Origin of the sequence: Paenibacillus xylanexedens (assembly GCF_007680605.1) — a bacterium.
Lineage (GTDB): Bacteria > Bacillota > Bacilli > Paenibacillales > Paenibacillaceae > Paenibacillus > Paenibacillus xylanexedens_B.
On record NZ_VEIO01000001.1, the window covers coordinates 2097648 to 2115913 of the forward strand.

Here is an 18266-nt window from a genome sequence, read left to right on the forward strand (position 1 = left end):
GATATAATATCAATTAATCCAAGTGGAAAAGAGGGAAAGCGCATGGCTGAAATTGTTATCCGAAATACGAACGAACGAATCACTGGAGACGAGAACGTTCGAAATTTCTTGAACAAATATGACGTATTATATGAGAAGTGGGACGCTTCCAAATTAAACACTGAACTGCAGAACAACTTCGGCTTAACGGATGATCAGAAGCAAGAAGTTTTAGAAACCTTCGATTATGAGATCAAAGACCTGGCGGCACGCCGTGGTTATCAAATCTGGGATGTTATCACCCTTTCCGAGCAAACACCAGACATCGAAGAGAAGCTGGCCAAGTTCGAAGAGATCCATACACATGCGGAAGATGAGATTCGTGCAATTGTTGCGGGTAAAGGTATCTTTGTCATTAAAGCAACTGATGATACAGGTTACTTTAATGTAGAATTGTCTCCGGGTGACGTTATTTCCGTTCCTGAAAACACACCGCACTTCTTCACCTTAATGGAGAACAAACAGATTATTGCGGTTCGCTTGTTCATTGAAAAAGATGGCTGGATCGCCGATCCGTATCCTGATCCAACGTTTATCAAAAACGCCTAACTTTTATTAAAAAGTTAACATGCTTAATTAACCCCCTGCTCATAAGAGTCGGGGGTTACTGTGATGATGCACTCTATTCGCTATTTAAGTGTAATCCGTTGTTTGCACTGGAGTTACTGCCTCTTAATTAAGCACTAGATGAAATAGTGAGGATACTTGTCCTTTAAAATCTCCTGCTCGTATACTACAAGCCTGAGATGCGCTTCCATGACCTGTGCCGCTTCCTCCGTCTGACGCTCTGTAACCAGCCTTAGAATGTCTTTATGCTGAGAGATAATCACTTCAAGATTCGAGTCTTCTGCTAAACGGAGTAACCTTAATCGATTAAATGGCATGTTCAACTGTTGCAACATTTTCCACGTCCGCAGCTTTCCAGTGCCCTGAAACAAAATCTGGTGGAATTCCTCATCCAATTCGAACAGTCGATAGAAGTTCTTTTTCCCAATGCAAACTTCCTGCATAGCAATGTTGGTTTCTAATTTGAACATGTACTCTTCATCAAACGAAGTACATGCTAACATGACAATTTCCTTCTCCATCTTCTCGCGCATAAACCTGCCTTCTTCCACATGGTCCAGGTTAATATGCGAAACAATAGTGCCACTCTGTGGAATGATATCCAGTAGTTCTTCTTCGGCAAGCTTCATAAAAGCTTCTCGTACTGGTGTGCGGCTCACCTGTAATTCATCTGCGATCTCTTTTTCAGAAATTTTAGTACCTGGTTCAAGCTCCAGATGAAGAATTCGTTCTTTGAGCAAATTATAAGAATATGCCCTGGTAGAGCCTCTTGTTTTCTGATTAAATGCCATGCCTTGACCTCTTTCTCTCAGCCATATTCCTTTCATATTAGCACAAACTACCGCTCCACATAAATAACTTTAGCGAAACGGTAGCTCGGCTTCCAATCATATAAATTATTGTTTATTTTCCTTATACGTCTTATAAGTGTCGTTCGCCATCTTCACATAATTGGACAAGCCCTGACTCTCCAGCTCCTTTAGGAATGTATCATACTCGGATAACTTTCTTTCACCTATTATGAACTTCAACGTATTCTGGTCTGTGTAGTCTTTAAGCGGCGTGCTCATTAGTGTTACACGTTCACGATCTTCGGAAGAATATGGGATAGGCGGTTCAGCCGGAATCACTTCTTTGATCTCTTTCATATTTTTCTGGAACACAAGTTCTTCTTCGCTAAACATGGATTGAAGCAGGTCCGTTGTACCTCCGTAAGCAAATACGCCGCCAGAGAAGCCAAAGTCAACGCGAAGGTCTTTCGTGCCTTTAGGGTTCAAACCATTGTAATTAATATCATCAGCCAACTTACGTTTGCCGCCTTCTTTGGTATACGTTTCGTTCTCTACGCCCCATTTCGCAAATTCCTGCCCTTCATCACTGTAATACAACCAATCGATAAATTGTAAAATAGCTTTGAAATTGTCACTATCTTTAATCTTCCCGGAAATCATCACACCGTTTTCGAGTCTGGAACCCGACATCAACTGCCCTTTCGGCCCTCCCGGAACTGTGATCTTAGCAATCGAGAATTTCCCTTCACCCAACGTTTTATTCATATCATTTCGATGCAGTACAAGTGTCTGTGAGTTACCGTTAATAATAAATGATTTACCCGAAACGAATTTTTGAGTAGCTTGATCATCGTCTTGCGTGAAGCTTTCCTTATCAAGGAGTCCTTCTGCAACCATTTTGTTAAAAAACGTCAGCAATTCCTTGTACTCTGGCGTCGTTGCCGTGGACACAAATTCATCCTGGTCGGCTTTGTAGGTCAAGCCATTTCCATATCCCCATCCAGCCTTAGTCCCAAAACCCGTAGCTGCTATGCCAAGTGTACTGTTGAATTTGAAACGGTCTGAAAATGGAATGGAGTCCGGATAGATTTCTTTTAATTTTTTTGCCGCGGTATACAGTTCATCCCAGGTTGTAGGAATGGCAATATTATTTTCTTTAAAAATATCTGTTCTTATGATCAGTGTATAATCAGGCCATACTTCCTCATGTAATCCCGGTAAGACATAATACTTGCCGTCCTCCTGACGCAGTCCCTCAAGTTCAGGTTCGAGTTTCCACTTTTCAATTTTGTCCTTGAAGTTTGGCATCAAATCAATGTAATCACTGATCGGCAGAATCGCTCCAGAAGATACGAAAGCAGACTCTTCACCCGGATAAGTCTTTGGAATAACGAGCGGAGCGTCTCCAGAACTGATTAACAGCGATCGCTTCTGTGGATAGTCACTCATCGGCACGATGGTTGGCTCCAACGTAACTCCTGTCATCTCCGATATTTTTTTGAATAACAGCCAGTCTTTTTTATAAGGATACGTCGGATGATCACTATACAAAATAGAAAGATTAAATGGTTCCGTCGCCTTGAATGTTTCGCCCACATTATAACTCTCCATGGCTGATTTCGTGCCCACTTCGGTAACATCCGGGCCAGTCCCGGCACCACTGCTACAAGCAGTAAGTACAGCCGACATGGTCATTGCCAGAATCATCTTACCCATCAGTTTACGAGGCTTTCTTTTCAATCCATTCATCCCCTTTTGTTTAGTTTCCAAACCTATGTGTGAAAAGGTTACTGCTTAACAGAACCCAGCATGATACCGGTTACAAAATATCGCTGTACAAATGGATAGATGGTTAAAATAGGCAGGATCGTTAACACCATCGTTACCGATTTGATGTTGGCAGCAATCTGCGTGAGATTGTCCGCAGAGGTCGCTCCCGCAGTGGCACCACTCGTTGCTCCGGCAATCATATTACGCAAATAGATCGTGACCGGAAACAGCTCTTTTTTGTCCAAATACAAGAAGGCAGGGAACCAGGAGTTCCAATGTCCAACAGCGTAGAACAGCACCATCGTGGCCATGACCGCTTTACTGAGAGGCAAAATGATACGAAGCAAAATACCGTATGTGTTCAATCCGTCAATGGCCGCTGCTTCCTCTAACTCTTCTGGCATGTTCTCAAAAAAGGATTTCATGATGAGCATGTTATATATGCTGATTGCACCCGGGACAACCAGTGCCCACATGGTGTTATTAAATCCAAGGGAATTGATCAGAACATAGTTAGGAATAAGACCCCCGCTGAAAAACATCGTAAACACGGCAAACATGGTCAGAAATTTACGCCCCATCAATCTCTTTTTAGATAATGCATAAGCAAAAATCGTCGTCATAAACATCGAGATTATAGTCCCTACCACTGTGTAAATGATCGTATTTTTATAGTTCAACCAGAACATGTTGTCCTTTGAAATGGTTTTATACGTTTCAACATTGAACCCTCTCGGGAACAAGCTTACCTTACCTGAGTTAATGTACGCTTCACTACTGAAGGATTGCGCAACAACATTCAGGAATGGATATAGTGTAATAAAAACAATAAATAGCAAGAATGTTACATTAAACACCTTAAACACCTTGTATGATCGTGATTCTCGCATAGTGTTCCTCCTTTACCATAAACTTCGTTGTGTCAGTTTGCGTGAGATAGCGTTTACAGTGAATACCAGAGTTAGTCCTATGACCGATTCGAACAAACCAATGGCCGTAGCATAACTGAAGTTGCTGGATTCAAGACCTACACGATACAAATAAGTCGATATTACATCGGAAGTCTCATAAATAAGCGGATTATACAAAAGCAAGATTTTTTCAAAGCCTACAGCCAGGAAGTTCCCCATGTTTAGAATCAGTAACGTAACAATCGTTGGCAAGATGCCTGGAATGGTTACATGGATCGTTTGCTTCCAGCGATTCGCTCCATCGATTCTTGCTGCTTCATACAAAGATTCATCAATCGTAGTTAGCGCTGCCAGATATAAAATAGCTCCCCAACCCATACCCTGCCAGATTTCAGAAGAGATATAGATAGTTCTGAACCACTCTGCACGTTGCATGAATGGAATGTGATCGCCAGTAAAAAATGCAACCAGACCGTTGATCGAACCATTCACTGCCGTTAATTGCAGAATCATACCGGCTACAATAACAATGGATAAAAAGTGAGGCAGATACGATGCTGTTTGCACAAATTTTTTGAATCTTTTGCTCTTCACCTCGTTAAGCATCAGTGCGAAAATAATCGGCACGGGAAATGTAAATAACAACGAAAGCCCGCCAAGCATAAGTGTGTTACTGAAAACTCGCCAGAACGTTGGGTCCTCAATGAACATTTTGAAATATCTTAACCCAACCCAGGTTTCTCCAAAAATACTGCCACCCGGTACAAACCGTCTAAAGGCGATTATATTGCCTAACATCGGGCCATATTTGAAAATAATCAGATAAATGATGGGAAGAACGAGTAGCGAGTACAACTGCCAATCTTTACGAATCAATATGGTAGCTGTTCGCAACTTGCTTTCTTTGCGTGAAGATATCATCGGTATCGTTGCCTTAGATGTTTCTGACTCCATGTGTCCTTCACTCCGATCCATACTTGATTAAAAAAGATGCTTTTGTCGTTGTTTGACAAGGATTTCTCTCTCCACGTGTTGTAGAGGATATCTGTCTATTCGGTTCACCTCCCACTACGAAATCAGAAATGTAAACGGTATCAATTTGAAATATATGTATATCCAAGCATATTCAATCATGCGAAACCTGAATGAACCTACATTTCTTGAATGTCGTTGAATTGATCAGTTATTATATAAAGCGCTTACAAAATGATGATTAAATCATTCGCCTTTTTCTTCTTTCATGCATAATTCAATTTCGTTCGTTTTGTCATGCATCTGAAAATGTACTTTTAGTTTAATCAGTGAATGGTATCGAAATATTGTAGAAATATAAAACTAGTTATACTAGTATGTTAGTTGTATTCTAAAGCAGCTTTTTTTTAATTTCAATAACTTTTCATTAAAATTTTAAATAATCGCCCCTAACAATGCATTAAAAACACTCTTAAATGGATTGAATTAAAACAAAAAAACATTGGTTACGATACATGAACAAACGATCATTCATGTTATAACCAATGTTAATTGAACAGCTATTTGCGCGAAGATTTTATGTCATCTATGTTTTTAAAAATTTGCGATAAGCCCCTCTAATTCAGACAAATGTTTAATCTCGTGGTTTGGTGAGTAATTTTCATTATTTATTTTGTTCTCGCGGTTAATCCATACTGCACGAATACCTGAAGACAACGCACCACGAATATCTGTTGTTAACTTATCGCCCACCATCATACTTTCTTCTGGCTGAACACCCAGTCTACTTAGCGCGTGCTCAAAAATAGATGGATCTGGCTTACCTTTACCAAAGCTACCTGAGATAATAATCTCATCAAAGAAAGGAGATAACTCCGGAACACCATCAAGCTTCTCTTGCTGTAAAGCAGGACATCCATTCGTCAAAAGTAACAATTTGTACTTTCCTTGCAAATGACGCAACGTATCCATCGTTTCTTCATATACATGAGGTCTCGATCTACGTTCTGCACCAAACTGTGAGGCCAAGCGCTCCGCAAGCTCCTCTTGATCGACACCCAGCTTTAGTAAACCGCGGCGCCAAGACTCCTTACGATACATTGGAGCCAATTGTTCAAGCTGACGAAATTCCGGTTGTTCTCCTCCCGTAAAGTTCGCCCAAAGTCCTTCAAATGGGTTAATCCCAATCATTTTGGTAAAAGGAAACGTTTCGTAAGATTCATATAGTTCACGTGCTTCGTTACGAACAGCTTCTTCAAGAGCTTCAGCATTAACACCTGTTTCTGCAGTTGCAATTAGACAAGTTTCATGAAAGGCTTCTCGAACACTGCGCTCGTCCCATAATAAAGTATCATCCAGGTCAAACATAATTGCTTTCAACGCCATTCCGATCATCCGTCCTTTACACGTTAATTACTTATCAATCGTTTCTACGGTAATCTGGTGTGCCTTTGCAAATTTCAGCAAGCGCTCGGTAATTGCTTCTGTATCGTAACGATTTAACAACTTTGTGAAAACCCATCTTTTTCCACGGCTGTTGTGTTCAATAACAACAGTGCCCGGCTCAAATCGGAACTTGATAATATCGTCAACCCCGATAGACCTCTCACGATTCCCCTTTGTTGTAATGATTCGGTTACTGCTAATTTTAATGTAAGGACGGCGCAACATAAAAATGACAGCCAAAAATACATAGAGAAGCATTGTAACCCAATCCCAGGTTGTCATCGGTGCTTTTACTAAAAAAGTACTCATGAACAGATACAAAAACGCCAAACCAATTAAAAAGATGGGGAACAAAAGGCTCCTGCCTTTATAAATATCCTCACCTGGATTTCCTGTGATTGGTTGACCGCTTTTTTTACGTTGCTGATTCAATTGCTTCGAATTTTTCCGAACCGTTCTCTCGAACGAACGCCGCGACATGTGAATCCCCCTTATGTGTCTTGTATCGGCTTACACAATTACTTTGCAAACCGATGTTCCCCCTTATAGTAAGCATCCCCAGCTAACATGAAGAAACCTAAATATCATAAAGATATGTTTAGGTTTCATAAATTAATGTTTGAGTTTGCCTTGGTGGCCTTGGCCTTTGTCGTCGTCAACAATCTCAATTGAATCGAGTTGCTGTCTGAAGTTGTTACGAATGTTACCCAAATAAATCTCTCTCAACTTGGCACGTTCAGCAAGTTCTTCCTCTGAGAGTCCAGCGGATTTCTGCTTGCGAGCTAATTCGTTAATACGTGCTACCAGACTATCTATATCCAAGCTTGTCCCCTCCAAAAATACAAAGTCATATTAACTTTGACATGAGAAAGGCGGCTTGTCAAGTTGGTACGCGATAACCCACAGTGATCAGCATCTTATTTAACAAACTGAGGTAATATTAGAACTTGTCCTGTCTGGATTGTTGCTGATTCAAGCTGATTCACTTTTTTAATTGCTTCTATATATACACGTGTATCCATCGACGTTGGTTTATGTTCCAAAGAAATACTCCACAATGTTTCTCCTTGTGATACAGCAATCTTACCGCCAGGTAGTAGATCATTCTCGTTACCAGCAAAGACAGTTAGCACTGTACTACATCCAATAAAGATAATTAATGAAGCAATTGCCAGTTTAATCAATCCCTTAGTGAACTTAAGACGTGTCACGAACGTTCTGAATTGCCCTATATTAGACTTTACTGCTTCTGAATTTACCGGTTCGTAAATGCTCTGATACGTAGAATATCTCATTTGCCCCGCCTCCAAACGTTTGTTCCTATCTCTTGAAATCAATATAACACGAACATTTGTTTTGTTCAAGACTTTTTTAGAACAATTGTTCGCTCTTTTTCCGACATTAAAACATCTTTTTTCGTATTGAAAATTTTCGTAAAGAACAATTAAACTCTCTTTTCCAAAAAACTAATGAGTCTGAATCGAAAATAATATAAAAATAGTATGATTTCTTTAGAACTTATGTTTGTACGAACGGAGGTTCTATGTTATAATTTTCCCAAACGTTACTAAAATGGGGTTGATACGGTATGTCGAAGATATCCAGCAGGCAACAGGCTATCCTGGAGTTTATACGAAATGAAGTCCGTTTGAAGGGGTATCCTCCTTCCGTAAGAGAGATTGGCGAAGCCGTTGGACTGGCTTCCAGTTCCACAGTGCATGGACACTTGGATCGTTTGGAGAAGAAAGGGTTAATTAGACGTGACCCAACCAAACCAAGAGCGATTGAATTGTTAAGCCAGGAAGAGTCTGAGCATTCTCATCAGTTCGCCCACAGCGTTGCACGAATTCCGGTCGTGGGTAAAGTAACAGCTGGTGTGCCGATTACGGCAACTGAAAATATTGAAGACTATTTCCCTCTTCCTACACATTATGTAGGGGAACAGAAAGTATTTATGCTTTCCGTTGTTGGAGACAGTATGATTGAAGCCGGTATTGTTAATGGAGACTATGTAATCGTTCGTCAGCAACAAACTGCTGATAATGGGGACATTGTCGTTGCCATGACTGAGGACGATGAAGCAACAGTGAAGACTTTTTATAAGGAAAAGGATCACATTCGCCTTCAACCGGAAAATGCAACATTGGAACCATTGCGGTTGAAACACGTTAGTATTCTAGGCAAGGTTATTGGTCTTTTCCGCGATATTCATTAATGCATATTAGTTTAATAAATTGCTAATACGTTCTACCTGATAGAATACGAAAGAGGTTGCCCTGATCAACAGGACAACCTCTTTCTTTTGCTTTAATAGTTGCAGTCATATCATTTACTAACAAACTACTCTAATAATTGAATGCGGAACAAGAGATCATTTAGTGCGTTTCAAAATGCTTTTGTGATGTGAGAATACTTCAAAGCTTTGTTGTCCATGGTAAGAACCCATGCCACTCTCTCCCACACCCCCAAATGGCAAATAATGCGAGGTCATGTGAGATAGAGTGTCATTAACACAGCCTCCACCAAAAGAAACCTGATTCAATACCTGCTCCTGTAATGCTTCATTCTCAGTAAACAAATACAAAGCGAGTGGTTTAGGTCGACGTACGATTTCATCGAGCATTGGATTCAAATCACGATACGTAAATACGGGCAGAATAGGTCCAAAGATTTCTTCCTGCATTACTGGCGAGTCCCAATCAACATCGCCAATAACTGTCGGTTCAATCATAAGCTGATCCCGATTTGAACGCCCCCCCATTAAAGTCTTGCCATTCGTAAGGAAAGCGGACAAACGATCAAAGTTACGTGCGTTAACGATATGGGGAAAATCTTTATTTTGCATCACATCATCCCCAAATTTATCGCGAACCTCGGCTCTGATTTCCTCCATGAGTTGATCATGTACCAGTTCATCTACTACTAAATAGTCCGGTGCAACACAGGTTTGACCTGCATTCAGAAATTTACCACGCACAAGACGTTGTGCTGCCAGTTTCAGATCAGCATCCTGATGCACAATGGCTGGACTTTTACCGCCTAACTCTAACGTCACTGGAGTTAAGTGCTCTGCTGCAGCTTTCATGACAATACGACCAACCCCTGTGCTGCCTGTAAAGAAAATATAATCGAATTTCTCATTAAGCAGTGCTGTACTCGTTTCAACCTCTCCTTCCATAACAGCAATGTACTCCTCAGGGTATATGTCCTGGATAAGATCGTTCATTAAACGAGACGTCGCTGGTGTAAGCTCAGAAGGTTTGATCACAGCACAGTTCCCTGCAGCAATTGCACCGATTAGCGGCCCAAACGCCAGTTGGAACGGATAATTCCAAGGTGCGATAATCAGAGCAACTCCATAAGGCTCAGGGTAAATCGTACTAACCGCGTCTGGCATTGCCGAGCTCGTTGGGACGTTACGTGGTGTAGCCCACTCACGCAGATGTTCCAGCGTGTAATCCAATTCACCCAATACAATGCGAATCTCCGAGCCATATCCTTCAGCCTCTGATTTATTAAGATCAGCACGAAGCGCATCCAGAATACGTTGCTGGTACTTCTCAATCCCTTCTCTCAAGTTTTGCAAAGCCTGAATCCGATACTCCACTGGTTTAGTCTGTCCTGTATTAAAAAACGTACGTTGTGTAGTCACAAGTTGTTTCGCTTGGTGTTCCAAAAATATCATCTCCAATTAATTTATAAAAATTATATTGTTCAAAATTAAATCAATTATATCTTTTATATATGAAACTATCAACATAGTTTTGAAACAGGACACATGTCAAAAGACAAAATAAGTGGAAAGCATGACGCATACTTCTTTATTTTTTCAGCGATTGCTTGTATGTTCTTAACTCTTTTATGAATTTTTCAGACATTGAATTTATCATACTTCTGACTCTCCATGTTCTTATTTGAGTTTAGTTTTCATTTAGAGATTTCACAATAATATAACTATTTACTTTGCACAAATATAAATCATACCTTCTAATTTATTTAATGCAGAGGCTTGACATATTGATTTTTGACTTTCTTATTTTATCTTCATATATGTTTGGATGTTATCTGAGGATAAATATAGTAAACCGTGTAATAAATGTTATTATTTTACATTGAATAATATGGTAGTTTTTAAGAGTGAATTTTCATTAATTCATTACAAATTTTAGGAGGTATTTGTATGAAAAAGAAAATGTATTCACTTGGAGCTTTAACTGTTATTGTGGCAATCGTCGCTGTTCCAACATCATTTGCTGCCGCTTCACCTTCTTCTCAAGATTCATTAACTTCACAAAGTATTACGATTCAGGCAACCCAGAAATATGTACGATACTCAGACGTTAACAATAAATATGGAAATGCAAGTTATGTTCCACAGACCTACACTTATGCTGATGGGGTTTGGTATGGAAGACTAACATTAACATCTACTACCTTTTCAAACGGATTATATTATGGAAACTATGAGGGTTACGTAACTAAGATGGAATAATTTATTCTTTTAAAATGAATTTATGAGCATAATAAAAGGGAGCGAAGATTGTATGATAAAGAAATTACTTGCTAGCTTATTAGCTGTATCTGCATGTGTTTCAATTGGTTCTACGTCCTTCTCTGCGGATACTAGTATTTCAGCATCTGTTTTATCGCTATCGGAAATTTCCCAAGTGACAGCACCTCAAGCGTTTTTCGAGCGAGACATTTACCTAAAAGTAGGCCAGCCTGGTCAATGGTATAGCGGCTACACTTATGATGTAATCTATAGTGATGGCGCTTGTGATATTGGCCCTGATTTTTTGGTGACTCCTATTCAACCTGGGCTCACAGTTGTAAGTGCAAACCATGGTAGCTATATCATTCTTTTTAAGTTTCATGTAAGCTATTAGCTATTAACGAACAAACAAAGTGGGGTTATTTTAATGCCCCTGTGTCGAGTTTATTAAAATAGAGTAGCTACTGCTAGATAGCCCTCAATAGAGTAAATTAAATGCAAGAATAGCGCTCCTATGAGGAGCGCTATTCTTGCATTTTTCCTGCATCTTATTGGATGCGGGCATTTTGTGGGCACTCACAAATTATTTCACCTAGAAATGTTTTACCCACAAAAAGAAAAACCCCTCACGCCAGGTGGCGCAAGGGATTCGGGGATTAGTACAACGTGATATATTGATCGCGTTCCCATTGGTGGACTTGTGTTCTATACATGTCCCACTCAATTTCTTTCAGCTCGTAGAAGTGAGCCAGGGCGTGGTCGCCGAGAGCGTCACAGATGACTTCGCTGCGAATCAATTCGTTCAATGCTTCTTTCAGGTCAGCTGGCAAGCTAGGAATGCCTTCTTCCACACGCTCTTCTTCTGACATGATATAGATGTTGCGGTCAATCGGAGCTGGTAAGGAAAGCTCACGTTTGATTCCGTCCAGACCCGCTTTCAATAAAACAGCCAAAGCGAGGTAAGGGTTAGCGGCTGGGTCCGGGTTACGAACCTCAACACGAGTACTCAGACCGCGTGAAGCTGGAATACGGATCATTGGGCTACGGTTACTTGCAGACCATGCTACGTAACATGGTGCTTCGTAACCTGGCACAAGACGTTTGTATGAGTTCACAGTCGGGTTAGTGATTGCGGCAAACGCACGTGCATGCTTCAGCGTTCCAGCCATGAAGTGACGTGCAGTGCTACTCAGGCCCAGCTCGTCCGACTCGTCAACAAAAGCGTTCTCATTGCCACGGAACAAGGATTGGTTACAGTGCATACCGGAACCGTTCATACCAAACAACGGTTTTGGCATAAACGTAGCATGTAATCCATGCTGACGTGCAATCGTTTTAACAACGAGTTTGAACGTTTGGATCTGGTCTGCCGCTTTCAATGCATCCGCATATTTGAAGTCGATCTCATGCTGACCAGGAGCTACCTCGTGGTGAGAAGCTTCGATTTCAAAGCCCATTTCTTCGAGCGTAATAACGATATCACGACGACAGTTTTCACCAAGATCAGTTGGTGCAAGGTCGAAATACCCACCTTGGTCATTCAGTTCGTTTGTTGGATTTCCTTTTTCATCGGTTTTGAACAAGAAGAATTCTGGTTCAGGACCAACGTTAAAGGAAGTGAATCCCATTTCTTCGGCTTCCTTCAGGTTTCGCTTCAAGATGCCACGTGGATCACCTGGGAATGGGTTGCCATCTGGCAGATATACGTCACAGATCAAACGTGCGACGCGATTATCCGATACCCATGGGAAAATAAGCCAAGAGTCAAGATCCGGATAGAGGTACATGTCGGATTCTTCGATACGAACATAACCTTCAATGGAAGAACCATCAAACATCATTTTGTTATCCAAAGCCTTAGTTAACTGGCTTACAGGAATCTCAACGTTTTTAATCGCTCCCAGCAAGTCGGTGAATTGCAATCGAACGAATCGTACGTTTTCTTCTTTGGAGATGCGGAGAATGTCTTCTTTTGTGTAACTCATGATTCCTCTCCCTTTCTTATCTGCGTATTTGGCTTGCATGTTATATTTGTACATTAGAATGTTCCACGGGTCAAGGAGTCTGACATCAGAAGTTTGAAATTTACCTCACCCGCCTCGTTAGGTGAACCGATTATTTTTTATTAAAAAAACGAGAAAGTTCACCTTGGATGAGAGATACTTGACCTGGTCTTTTGCCTGACACCAGCTGTTGCTTCAGCAAGCGGTGCAGTTGCGTATCGGACAGTTCTCTACGTTTAACTTCCGTATCCGGCGTAATCACCGTTGCTTCTTCAGACTCTTTCGAGACAGGATTCATCACTTGCTTAATACCTGCAATGTTAACTCCTTTTTCAATCAGAGCTTTAATCTCTAGCAATCTCTCAACATCGTTAAAAGAAAACAAACGCTGATTCCCTGAAGTTCTTGCAGGAACGATCAGACTATGCTGCTCATAATAACGAATCTGTCTCGCGGACAGATCGGTAAGTTTCATTACGATACCGATCGGGAATAAGGCCATATTTCTGCGAATTTCGTCGCCCATGTTCATCAACCTTCCAGTCATCTATTCTTGACCCTATTGTACATTTAGTTGTTACAAAGTGTCAATGACATGTTAGATAAACTCACAATAATTTACGATCTTTCATCGCTTGTAATGCCATCAAAACGCCATATTTAACATGAGAGTAAGTCAATCCACCTTGCATATAACCGATAAAAGGCTCACGAATCGGTGCGTCAGCGGATAACTCCAAGCTTCCTCCTTGGATAAACGTACCTGCCGCCATAATGACAGGATGCTCATATCCAGGCATATCCCAAGGCTCAGGCACAACATGGCTATCCACAGCTGCTGCTTGCTGAATGCCTTGCACAAAGGCGATTAGATGCTCCGCAGAGCTGAATTGCACCGCCTGAATCAGGTCAGTACGCGGCTCATCCCACGCAGGCTTGGTGACGAATCCGGATGCAGCAAACATTGCCGCAGCAAAAATACTTCCTTTAATCGCTTGACCAACAATGGTTGGAGCCATGTAAAGTCCTTGGTAGATGCCTCGGGTTGTCCCCAGCATAGCACCGACCTCTCCCCCAATACCAGGTGCAGTCAAACGATACGCTGCCAGTTGTACATACTTCTCTTTACCACATATGTATCCTCCGGTTTCTGCTAGCCCACCACCAGGATTTTTGATCAACGAACCTGCCATCAAGTCCACACCTACTTCTGTAGGTTCGCGTTCTTCCGTAAATTCGCCGTAACAATTATCTACAAATACGATAACGTCTGGTTTCAACGATTTAACACGTGCCACCATATCTGCAATTTCCGCAATTGTAAACGAAGAACGCCAGTCGTAGCCGCGAGAACGCTGAATGCCTATAACCTTCGTTGCTGGCGTAATAGACTTCTCCACCGCTTCCCAATCCACTTGCCCTGCATTTGTAAGTTCAGTTTCAGCATACCCAACCCCGAAATCACGGAGAGACCCCGTTCCATCACCAGGTTTGCCAATTACTTTGTGTAATGTGTCATAGGGTTTACCTGTGATGTACAATAGTTCGTCTCCTGGACGCAATACGCCGAACAGAGCCGTACTTATCGTGTGTGTTCCTGAGGCAAAATGAGGACGCACCAGTGCCGTTTCTGCACCAAACACATCCGCATACACCTCGTCGAGGACCTCACGTCCGCGATCGTTATAGGCATACCCCGTGGAGCCGGCAAAATGATAATCACTTACTTTTCTGCGCTGAAAGGCATCAATTACCTTCCATTGATTGTGATCTACAATACGATCAACCTGCTGAAGTTGTCCCTCAATCTGACGTTCCACCTGATGTTGAAGTTCTAGAATAGTTGAATCAAACCTTGCCATCTTGCTTCATTCCCCTTTTATAGCACGAAACTGACGCATTCGAATCAATTCTCGTGTCGACTTATCACATTAATATGTCATGAATATTACAGTTCGATGAAATCTTCGAGTAAATATGCATACTTCTTATACTCACCTTTTTGTAACTCGACTTGATAGATGACATCGTTCTCATCATATTCCGTTCCTACAACGTCTCCGATTTTATAGAGTACAGATGTCAGATCCCCACGTTCCGCCGGAATACGGAATTGCTTCGTATCGCCTGTCAGTTCGGCCTGAATCAATTCACGAACCTTGATCAAATCCGATTCATCAAGTGCACTTATTTTAATATGCTTTTTATCCAAAGGAAGCATCTGCAGTTGTTCCGGCGTGCAGGCATCTTTTTTGTTATACAGAACAAGCTGAGGTTTGTCCCCTGCACCAAGTTGCTGCAAAATGGCATTAACTGTGCTCATCTGATCGTCACGCATTTCGGATGAAGCGTCTACAACATGTAAAATCAGATCAGCTTCATTCGCTTCTTCCAGTGTCGCGCGGAAAGCCGCAACCAGATCATGAGGTAAATTCTGAATAAAACCAACGGTGTCCGTCAGTACAATTTCTTTACCACTCGGTAGCTCCATCGTACGTGATGTTGGATCGAGCGTAGCAAACAGCTGATCCTGAATATATACATCCGCAGCGGTTAACTGCTTCAACAACGTTGATTTACCTGCATTCGTGTAACCTACTAAAGCAACTTGAATAATCCCTGCTTTTTTACGGCGCTCTCTGTGCAGTTTACGATAACGTGTGACCTCTTCAAGGTGACGCTTTAGATCATCGATTCGTCCCCGGATATGACGACGGTCTGTCTCCAGCTTGCTCTCACCCGGGCCTCTTGTCCCGATTCCGCCGCCAAGTCGTGATAGATTTTTACCGTGCCCCGACAAACGTGGCAACAAGTAGCTGTGTTGCGCCAGTTCCACCTGAATAATGCCTTCTCGTGTACTGGCACGCTGTGCAAAGATATCGAGAATCAGCTGTGTACGGTCAATAATTTTCAGATCCAAAGCCTCTTCCAGATTTCGGACCTGGGCGCCAGATAATTCCTGATCAAATATTGCTGTCGTTGCTCCCAACTCGTCCGCAACCAGACGAAGTTCCTCCACTTTACCTTTACCGATAAACCATTTCGTATCCCTTGTTTCCCGGTTTTGAGTTAATATACTGAGAACTTCAACTCCTGCGGTTTCAGCCAGCTTCACAAGCTCCTGTACTGAATACTCGTGATTAATGCCTGAACGCTTCACTTCATCGGTAACCAGGCTGACTAATATTGCTCGGTCCTTTTTGGTTGTATCTGTATCGTGCGTACCAATTGTCATATATATCCCCACTCCCCTGCTCGTATAAATACATTAAACCACGAAAGCTCCGTGGCATAGTCAAAGCCGAACCGGTTAGCCCGGCCGGCTCTGTTAAAAGGTTATTATCGCTTACTTTCGTTCAAACTTCAAATCCTCCGTACGAATAGTCATCAGCTCCAGCTTACCCGGACTTCCATCCGAGTACTGCTCCAGCAAACGAACCGCCTGATGCCGAATTGATCTCTCGATTGCATTCCTTACATACCTTGCGTTACTGAACGCATGCAACGAATCATTCTTTTCCTGAAGAAGATGTTGCTTTAACTTGAGTATGGTCTGCGGCATCAAAATATAATCACGCTCTTTGGCCATAATCTCCGAGATTTGGATCAACTGGTCAATCGTATAGTCTGGAAATTCAACCTGAATCGGAAAGCGGGAAGGCAAACCCGGATTCGTTTGAAGAAAAAAATCAATTTCTTCCGAGTATCCCGCCAAGATCAGAATAAACTGGTTTTTATGGTCCTCCATTGATTTTACAAGTGTATCGATCGCTTCCTTGCCAAAATCCTTCTCCCCGCCGCGAGCCAGACTGTATGCCTCATCGATAAACAAAATGCCACCAAGGGCTTTCTTAACTAAATCTCTGGTCTTCTGAGCCGTATGACCAATATATTCCCCCACAAGGTCAGCACGTTCCACTTCAATAAGATGTCCTTTGTTCAAAACGCCCATCTTCTGAAACATTTTGGCTACGATTCTGGCTACCGTGGTTTTACCCGTTCCGGGGTTGCCTTTAAAGATCATATGATACACGTGTGCACCGCTTAGCAGACCTGCCTCGGAGCGCATCTGCGCAATCTGAAGAAACGCATAAATTTCGAACACCAAATCTTTGATATTTTCGAGTCCAACCAGTTGCTCAAGTTCACCCTGAATTTCCTGAAAATGCGCATGCTTTGTTATACTTTTAGCCGCTTGCACCGAGAGTGCTTCATCTCTAGCGAGTATTTGAGGTTCTTGGTTACGCAATACCACATTAATTTGCCTGGATGGTCTGCCTCCCGGTTGCCCTCCTGCAGCCATGACCCGTCCGTTCATTCGCCATCACCTCTATTTTATCGGGCTGATCTCTCCTGATTATTAATGTATTCTATCAGGTGTCCAGATATTAGAAGGATGTACAAGAAAAGTTCCGGTCAGAAAAAATTCGTTTTAGACCTGGATGTTTTTGCGAAACTCACCGTTCTCAAACAACGTTTGTCTGTGCTTCAGTGATAACTGAAAGTATGGGAACACATGAGCATCAATGGCATGAAGCAGTTCCTTCGCCGTTTTGTTCGCGAGATCATAATCTCCGGTTGTAATATGTTTGCGAGACAAGGCATCCTCAAGTTCATCCTCATCCAGCAAAAAGATCTCGCCGTCCTTCAGCACAACAACGTCCAAATAGAGATCATCAAACCACGGAACGCCCTGGTCCGTAATTCCCTGGCTACGGCAAGTATCAATGTACCATTCTACAATTTGCTGCTGATCATCAAACATCGCTGTAACAACAAAGTGTTCTCCCTTCGGATAATACTGTAGCCAGGAATATCCCTTGTCAGCGATACAGAAAGTTGTACCTCCATACGTCTTCCACAGAGGTTCTTTCAAATCCTGTATGGTGTACAGCGTAATGTAACCTGTGAAAATTTTGGACTGAACGAACCGGCATGTAAATTGTCGGTTCGTAATCCGGCGCCAGTTTGCGCGATCCCCGAATTTCCGTTTCATACGAACCCCTCTTTGCCGACTGCAGATCTATGATCTGCATTTTGGATTGGTGAACATTTATACGTCTGCTAGAGAACTATGAATATGCTCTATACAACGTATTACGAATAGCTACAGCTTACCATATTTAAAGGATACACTCAAAACTAAGCTTGTTATGTCGCTATTCATGTGTATCACATGATCTTGGATATTGAATTGCAACCTTCCTTTTGTTCGTGCAAAACAAAAAACGGCTTCACCGGCGAACCGGGAAGCTGTTTTGAGTACACATATATA

General features: G+C 42.0%; 19 protein-coding genes. 4 read left to right on the top strand and 15 right to left on the bottom strand.

Features of this window, described 5'->3' with window-relative positions; translation table 11 throughout:
* Positions 1 to 42 precede the first annotated feature (42 nt).
* Positions 43 to 588 carry a cupin domain-containing protein gene (locus FS818_RS09210; RefSeq protein ID WP_090916759.1) on the top strand — a complete coding sequence of 182 codons (546 nt, stop codon included), beginning with the start codon at positions 43 to 45 and terminating at the stop codon, positions 586 to 588.
* A 134-nt stretch (positions 589 to 722) separates the two neighbouring features.
* On the opposite strand, the gene FS818_RS09215 is transcribed toward FS818_RS09210, so the two are convergent.
* From FS818_RS09215 to FS818_RS09250, 8 genes are all read right to left on the bottom strand, one after another.
* Positions 723 to 1397, bottom strand: coding sequence for a GntR family transcriptional regulator (locus FS818_RS09215; protein ID WP_145331550.1), 675 nt, complete (start codon positions 1395 to 1397; stop codon positions 723 to 725).
* 105 nt (positions 1398 to 1502) lie between these two features.
* Positions 1503 to 3137: an ABC transporter substrate-binding protein gene (locus FS818_RS09220; protein WP_260989816.1), complete on the bottom strand. Its 1635-nt coding sequence runs from the start codon at positions 3135 to 3137 to the stop codon at positions 1503 to 1505.
* A gap of 47 nt (positions 3138 to 3184) precedes the next feature.
* Positions 3185 to 4057, bottom strand: a complete 873-nt coding sequence (locus FS818_RS09225; RefSeq protein ID WP_145331551.1) for a carbohydrate ABC transporter permease — start codon at positions 4055 to 4057, stop codon at positions 3185 to 3187.
* A gap of 12 nt (positions 4058 to 4069) precedes the next feature.
* Positions 4070 to 4999, bottom strand: a complete 930-nt coding sequence (locus FS818_RS09230; RefSeq protein WP_260984617.1) for an ABC transporter permease — start codon at positions 4997 to 4999, stop codon at positions 4070 to 4072.
* Between the two features lie 645 nt (positions 5000 to 5644).
* Positions 5645 to 6436, bottom strand: a complete 792-nt coding sequence (locus FS818_RS09235; RefSeq protein ID WP_145331553.1) for an HAD family hydrolase — start codon at positions 6434 to 6436, stop codon at positions 5645 to 5647.
* Between the two features lie 27 nt (positions 6437 to 6463).
* Positions 6464 to 6928: a hypothetical protein gene (locus FS818_RS09240; RefSeq protein ID WP_145331554.1), complete on the bottom strand. Its 465-nt coding sequence runs from the start codon at positions 6926 to 6928 to the stop codon at positions 6464 to 6466.
* 180 nt (positions 6929 to 7108) lie between these two features.
* Entirely contained in the window at positions 7109 to 7318 is a 210-nt protein-coding gene (locus FS818_RS09245; RefSeq protein ID WP_145331555.1) for a DUF896 domain-containing protein, read from the bottom strand.
* 95 nt (positions 7319 to 7413) lie between these two features.
* On the bottom strand, positions 7414 to 7791 hold the full coding sequence (locus FS818_RS09250) for a LysM peptidoglycan-binding domain-containing protein (RefSeq protein ID WP_145331556.1): 378 nt from the start codon (positions 7789 to 7791) through the stop codon (positions 7414 to 7416).
* 293 nt (positions 7792 to 8084) lie between these two features.
* Here FS818_RS09250 and lexA point away from each other — a divergent pair, with 293 nt between their 5' ends.
* The gene (gene lexA, locus FS818_RS09255; protein ID WP_090916776.1) at positions 8085 to 8711 is read left to right on the top strand and encodes a transcriptional repressor LexA; all 627 of its coding nucleotides are present in this window, start codon (positions 8085 to 8087) and stop codon (positions 8709 to 8711) included.
* Positions 8712 to 8867: 156 nt separating this feature from the next.
* On the opposite strand, the gene FS818_RS09260 is transcribed toward lexA, so the two are convergent.
* The gene (locus tag FS818_RS09260; RefSeq protein WP_260989817.1) at positions 8868 to 10172 is read right to left on the bottom strand and encodes an aldehyde dehydrogenase; all 1305 of its coding nucleotides are present in this window, start codon (positions 10170 to 10172) and stop codon (positions 8868 to 8870) included.
* Positions 10173 to 10676: 504 nt separating this feature from the next.
* On the opposite strand from FS818_RS09260, the gene FS818_RS09265 reads away from it, so the two are divergent.
* Both FS818_RS09265 and FS818_RS09270 read left to right on the top strand, forming a co-directional pair.
* A complete protein-coding gene (locus FS818_RS09265; protein ID WP_145331558.1) occupies positions 10677 to 10988 on the top strand; it encodes a hypothetical protein in 312 nt (103 codons plus the stop codon).
* 52 nt (positions 10989 to 11040) lie between these two features.
* On the top strand, positions 11041 to 11382 hold the full coding sequence (locus FS818_RS09270; RefSeq protein ID WP_145331559.1) for a hypothetical protein: 342 nt from the start codon (positions 11041 to 11043) through the stop codon (positions 11380 to 11382).
* Between the two features lie 262 nt (positions 11383 to 11644).
* On the opposite strand, the gene glnA is transcribed toward FS818_RS09270, so the two are convergent.
* The 6 genes from glnA to FS818_RS09300 form a co-directional block, all read right to left on the bottom strand.
* A complete protein-coding gene (gene glnA / locus FS818_RS09275; protein ID WP_145331560.1) occupies positions 11645 to 12973 on the bottom strand; it encodes a type I glutamate--ammonia ligase in 1329 nt (442 codons plus the stop codon).
* A gap of 130 nt (positions 12974 to 13103) precedes the next feature.
* Complete coding sequence (locus FS818_RS09280) at positions 13104 to 13517, bottom strand: MerR family transcriptional regulator (RefSeq protein ID WP_056689944.1); 414 nt, start codon at positions 13515 to 13517, stop codon at positions 13104 to 13106.
* Between the two features lie 82 nt (positions 13518 to 13599).
* The gene (locus FS818_RS09285; protein WP_145331561.1) at positions 13600 to 14853 is read right to left on the bottom strand and encodes a methionine gamma-lyase family protein; all 1254 of its coding nucleotides are present in this window, start codon (positions 14851 to 14853) and stop codon (positions 13600 to 13602) included.
* 86 nt (positions 14854 to 14939) lie between these two features.
* Entirely contained in the window at positions 14940 to 16226 is a 1287-nt protein-coding gene (hflX, locus tag FS818_RS09290) for a GTPase HflX (protein ID WP_145331562.1), read from the bottom strand.
* A gap of 111 nt (positions 16227 to 16337) precedes the next feature.
* Entirely contained in the window at positions 16338 to 17309 is a 972-nt protein-coding gene (locus FS818_RS09295) for an AAA family ATPase (RefSeq protein ID WP_145331563.1), read from the bottom strand.
* Positions 17310 to 17423: 114 nt separating this feature from the next.
* Positions 17424 to 17987: a ribonuclease FAU-1 family protein gene (locus FS818_RS09300; RefSeq protein ID WP_090916821.1), complete on the bottom strand. Its 564-nt coding sequence runs from the start codon at positions 17985 to 17987 to the stop codon at positions 17424 to 17426.
* Between the last annotated feature and the right edge of the window lie 279 nt (positions 17988 to 18266).

Coding starts and splice junctions, on each gene's coding strand:
- FS818_RS09270 (WP_145331559.1), top strand. CDS start 11,041: ATGATAAAGAAATTACTTGCTAGCTTATTAGCTGTATCTGCATGTGTT.
- FS818_RS09265 (WP_145331558.1), top strand. CDS start 10,677: ATGAAAAAGAAAATGTATTCACTTGGAGCTTTAACTGTTATTGTGGCA.
- FS818_RS09295 (WP_145331563.1), bottom strand. CDS start 17,309: ATGAACGGACGGGTCATGGCTGCAGGAGGGCAACCGGGAGGCAGACCA.
- FS818_RS09230 (WP_260984617.1), bottom strand. CDS start 4,999: ATGATATCTTCACGCAAAGAAAGCAAGTTGCGAACAGCTACCATATTG.
- lexA (WP_090916776.1), top strand. CDS start 8,085: ATGTCGAAGATATCCAGCAGGCAACAGGCTATCCTGGAGTTTATACGA.
- FS818_RS09225 (WP_145331551.1), bottom strand. CDS start 4,057: ATGCGAGAATCACGATCATACAAGGTGTTTAAGGTGTTTAATGTAACA.
- FS818_RS09210 (WP_090916759.1), top strand. CDS start 43: ATGGCTGAAATTGTTATCCGAAATACGAACGAACGAATCACTGGAGAC.
- FS818_RS09280 (WP_056689944.1), bottom strand. CDS start 13,517: ATGGGCGACGAAATTCGCAGAAATATGGCCTTATTCCCGATCGGTATC.
- FS818_RS09250 (WP_145331556.1), bottom strand. CDS start 7,791: ATGAGATATTCTACGTATCAGAGCATTTACGAACCGGTAAATTCAGAA.
- hflX (WP_145331562.1), bottom strand. CDS start 16,226: ATGACAATTGGTACGCACGATACAGATACAACCAAAAAGGACCGAGCA.
- FS818_RS09300 (WP_090916821.1), bottom strand. CDS start 17,987: ATGAAACGGAAATTCGGGGATCGCGCAAACTGGCGCCGGATTACGAAC.
- FS818_RS09285 (WP_145331561.1), bottom strand. CDS start 14,853: ATGGCAAGGTTTGATTCAACTATTCTAGAACTTCAACATCAGGTGGAA.
- FS818_RS09215 (WP_145331550.1), bottom strand. CDS start 1,397: ATGGCATTTAATCAGAAAACAAGAGGCTCTACCAGGGCATATTCTTAT.
- FS818_RS09235 (WP_145331553.1), bottom strand. CDS start 6,436: ATGGCGTTGAAAGCAATTATGTTTGACCTGGATGATACTTTATTATGG.
- glnA (WP_145331560.1), bottom strand. CDS start 12,973: ATGAGTTACACAAAAGAAGACATTCTCCGCATCTCCAAAGAAGAAAAC.